The sequence below is a fragment of the Mesorhizobium sp. M5C.F.Ca.IN.020.32.2.1 genome (assembly GCF_004023105.1).
Classification (GTDB): Bacteria; Pseudomonadota; Alphaproteobacteria; order Rhizobiales; family Rhizobiaceae; genus Mesorhizobium; species Mesorhizobium wenxiniae.
Genome location: NZ_RZSX01000643.1, coordinates 1 through 3,791 on the forward strand (window position 1 = coordinate 1; position 3,791 = coordinate 3,791).

Here is a 3,791-nt window from a genome sequence, read left to right on the forward strand (position 1 = left end):
GGCCAGGACGGCTTCGTCTGGCAGCGAACGGCAGCGGAGATGACGGCGCTCAGGGTTGGCGGCACATCAGACCATCTACCGACTCTGCAGCAGGCACTCGACCTGGTCGATGGTCGTGTGCCGATGGTCGTCGAGCTGAAAGGGGTCCCCGGCCAGGACGAAGGTCTGGTGGAAAGCGTTGGCGAGATGCTCAAGCACTACAAGGGCAAGGCGGCGATCATGTCGTTCGACCACTGGCTGATCCGCGATTTCCCGAAACACGCGCCCGGCATTCCGGGCGGGCTGACCGCTTACGGCAATGACGTCAAGCTGATCGAGGCGCATTTCGCCATGCTGGCGCACGACATCGCCTTCGCCTCCTACGCCGCCGGCGACTTGCCGAACCGGTTTGTCAGTTTCGTGCGCGAAAGGCTCAAAATGCCGGTCATCACCTGGACCGTGCTCGACCAACCGGCGGTCGACCTGACCTTTAGATATGCCGACCAAATGACATTCGAAGGATTCGAACCCGATCTTGTACAGGTCGCTTGAAACCGAGCTTGCATGGACCGGCACGGAGCTTAAATAAGCCTCATGGATCAAGGCGATGAAGGCGACGGGCAAACGGCGAATGGAGCGTATGCGATCCGGGTTGCCTCCGGCATCGGAGCCTTCACCTGCGCGGAATGGGATGGCCTCGGCGGTACCGCACGCGGCGATAGAGAAAACGGCTACAACCCCCTAGTTTCGTTCTCTTTTCTGAGCGCTCTTGAAGATTCGGGCTGCGCCGTGCAGCGCACCGGCTGGGGGGGCCATCATCTCAGGCTGGAGACAGCGCAGGGAAAACTGCTGGGTGCCGTTCCCTGCTACCTGAAATCGCACAGCCGGGGCGAGTATGTTTTCGATCACGGCTGGTCCGACGCGTTCGAGCGCGTCGGCGGGCGTTACTACCCAAAACTGCAATGCGCCGTGCCGTTCACGCCGGTCACCGGTCCTCGCCTGCTGGTCAACAAGGGCGAGGACAGTCGCGCCGTGAAAGCCGGCTTGGCAGCAGGCCTGAAGGCGGTGACGGACAAGCTCGGCGTCTCTTCCGCGCACGTAACCTTCGCGCAGCAGAAGGATGTTGGGGCGCTGGAAGCGGCGGGTTTCCTGCACCGCACCGACCAGCAGTTCCACTTCTTCAACGAAGGTTTTTCGACCTACGACGATTTTCTCGCCACTCTGGCGTCGCGCAAGCGCAAGGCCATGAAGAAGGAGCGGCGCGAGGCGCTCGCCCACGGCATCTCGATCGACTGGCTGACCGGCAGGGATCTCACCGAAAGGATCTGGGACGACTTCTTTGCCTTCTACATGGATACCGGCAGCAGGAAATGGGGGCGGCCCTACCTCAACCGCGAGTTTTTCTCGATGATCGGCGAGCGCATGGCCGGCGACATCCTGCTGGTGATGGCCAAGCGCCATGGACGCTACATTGCCGGCGCTATCAATTTCATCGGTTCCGATGCGCTCTACGGCCGCAACTGGGGCTGCATCGAAGACCATCCGTTCCTGCATTTCGAGGTCTGCTATCACCAGGCGATCGACTTCGCGATCGACCGTAAGCTGAAAGTGGTCGAAGCCGGCGCGCAAGGCGAGCACAAGCTGGCGCGCGGCTATAGGCCGGTGACCATGCATTCGGCGCATTACATCGCGCATCCCGGCTTGCGCAACGCGGTCGCCGACTATCTCAGGCGCGAGCGGCGCGAAGTGGAGCGGATGGGCGACTATCTTGAAGAGCACACGCCGTTCCGCAAGGATCTGGCGGACGGTTAGGGCGACGCGTCCAATTGGACGCACAAAGCATGCTCTAACACTTTGAATCTCCGCATCGTACTTTCCGAAAATCGATTCCGATTTTCGGGTTTGATGCGGTAGAGCAAGGCACAATCCGGAGCGCACGCCATGGCTGACCCCACCTACGACAGCAACAATATCTTCGCGAAAATCCTGCGCGGTGAAATACCGTCGCATCGCGTCTATGAAGATGACGCGATCGTTGCCTTCATGGATGTAATGCCGCAAGGGCCGGGTCATACGCTGGTTGTGCCGAAGGCGCAGTCGCGCAACCTGCTTGACGCGGACCCGGCAGTATTCGGCCCGCTCTTCGCCGTCGTGCAGAAGGTGGCGTTGGCGGTGAAGAAGGCCTTCGGCGCCGATGGTGTCACCATCCTGCAGTTCAACGAGCCTGCTTCGGGTCAGACCGTCTACCACCTCCATGTCCATGTCATTCCGCGCTTCCAGGGAATCCCTTTGAAGCCGCATAGCGGGCAGATGGAGAAACCGGAAGTGTTGACTGAGAACGCTGACAAGATACGAACAGAGCTGGGAAGCTGAAGCCGGGCGTCGCGCACAACGCCTCCAGCATCCACTACCTCTTTATCCAATAAAAAAGCCCCGTTTCCGGGGCTTTTTTAGTTTTCAGGCCATCACCCTTTGCGGGGCAGTTGCGGCACCAAGCTGCGCTTGCCGCCATCTTTGCCCTTGGGCTCCGCCTTCTGCGCGATCGCCTTTTTCGCGACGGGCTTCTTGCTGGCGGCCTTCTTGAGTTTCGGCGTGTCGTCCGGTTCTTCCTTCTTCGGCTTGACCGGCGCCTCGTCGGCGAGCGACTCGAGCTTCAGGCCGGTCTCGCCGGTCTCCTTCTTCTCGACGGTGACACGCACCGTGCCGCCCTTCTTGAGCTTACCGAACAGCACCTCGTCGGCCAGCGGCTTCTTGATGTGCTCCTGGATGACGCGGCCGAGCGGCCGTGCTCCCATGCGCTCGTCGTAGCCCTTCTCGGCCAGCCAGGCGATCGCTTCCTGCGACAGGTCGAAGGTGACGCCACGCTCGGAGAGCTGGGCCTCGAGCTGCATGACGAACTTCTGCACCACCTGGTGGATGACCGGAACCGGCAGCGAGCCGAACGGGATGATCGCATCGAGACGGTTGCGGAATTCCGGCGTGAACAGCCGGTTGATCGCCTCGACATCGTCGCCTTCGCGTTTGGTCGAGCCGAACCCGATCGCCGCGCGTTGCGCATCCGAGGCGCCCGCATTGGTGGTCATGATCAGGATGACGTTGCGGAAGTCGATCTGCTTGCCGTTGTGGTCGGTCAGCTTGCCGTGGTCCATGACCTGCAGCAGGATGTTGAACAGGTCCGGATGCGCCTTCTCGACCTCGTCCAGCAACAGCACGCAATGCGGATGCTGGTCGACGCCGTCGGTCAACAGGCCACCCTGGTCGAAGCCGACATAGCCGGGAGGCGCGCCGATCAGCCGCGAGACGGTGTGGCGTTCCATATATTCCGACATGTCGAAGCGGATCAGCTCGACACCGAGCGAGGCGGCGAGTTGCTTTGCCACTTCGGTCTTGCCGACGCCGGTCGGTCCCGAGAACAGGTAGGAACCGATCGGCTTCTCCGGTTCGCGCAGGCCGGCCCGCGCCAGTTTGATCGCCGAGGTCAATGCCGTGATCGCGGTGTCCTGACCGTAGACGACACGTTTCAACTCAACGTCGAGACCGGCCAGCACCTTCTCGTCGTCGGCGGAAACCGTCTTCGGCGGAATGCGGGCGATGGTGGCGATCGTCGCTTCGATCTCTTTGATGCCGATAGTCTTCTTTCGCTTGGCCTCCGGCACCAGCATCTGCGAGGCGCCGGTCTCGTCGATCACGTCGATTGCCTTGTCCGGCAGCTTGCGGTCGTTGATGTAGCGCGCCGACAGTTCGACCGAAGCCTTGATCGCCTCGGCCGTGTAGCGAACCTTGTGGAACTCCTCGAAATACGGCTTCAGTCC

General features: G+C 61.4%; 4 protein-coding genes. 3 read left to right on the forward strand and 1 reads right to left on the reverse strand.

What is annotated here, in order from left to right:
- The 3 genes from EOA86_RS26115 to EOA86_RS26125 all read left to right on the forward strand — a co-directional run.
- A partial coding sequence (locus EOA86_RS26115; RefSeq protein ID WP_128344333.1) for a glycerophosphodiester phosphodiesterase occupies positions 1-531 on the forward strand: 531 nt, incomplete at its 5' end.
- Between the two features lie 42 nt (positions 532-573).
- Entirely contained in the window at positions 574-1,791 is a 1,218-nt protein-coding gene (locus EOA86_RS26120; protein ID WP_127210550.1) for a GNAT family N-acetyltransferase, read from the forward strand.
- Positions 1,792-1,920: 129 nt separating this feature from the next.
- On the forward strand, positions 1,921-2,352 hold the full coding sequence (locus EOA86_RS26125) for an HIT family protein (protein WP_029352791.1): 432 nt from the start codon (positions 1,921-1,923) through the stop codon (positions 2,350-2,352).
- A gap of 92 nt (positions 2,353-2,444) precedes the next feature.
- On the opposite strand, the gene EOA86_RS26130 is transcribed toward EOA86_RS26125, so the two are convergent.
- Positions 2,445-3,791: AAA family ATPase (locus EOA86_RS26130; protein ID WP_128344335.1), on the reverse strand; the 1,347-nt coding region annotated here is incomplete at its 5' end.

Excerpts from the sequence above, each read along its gene's own strand:
- EOA86_RS26120 (WP_127210550.1), top strand. The coding sequence starts at position 574 with ATGGATCAAGGCGATGAAGGCGACGGGCAAACGGCGAATGGAGCGTAT.
- EOA86_RS26125 (WP_029352791.1), top strand. The coding sequence starts at position 1,921 with ATGGCTGACCCCACCTACGACAGCAACAATATCTTCGCGAAAATCCTG.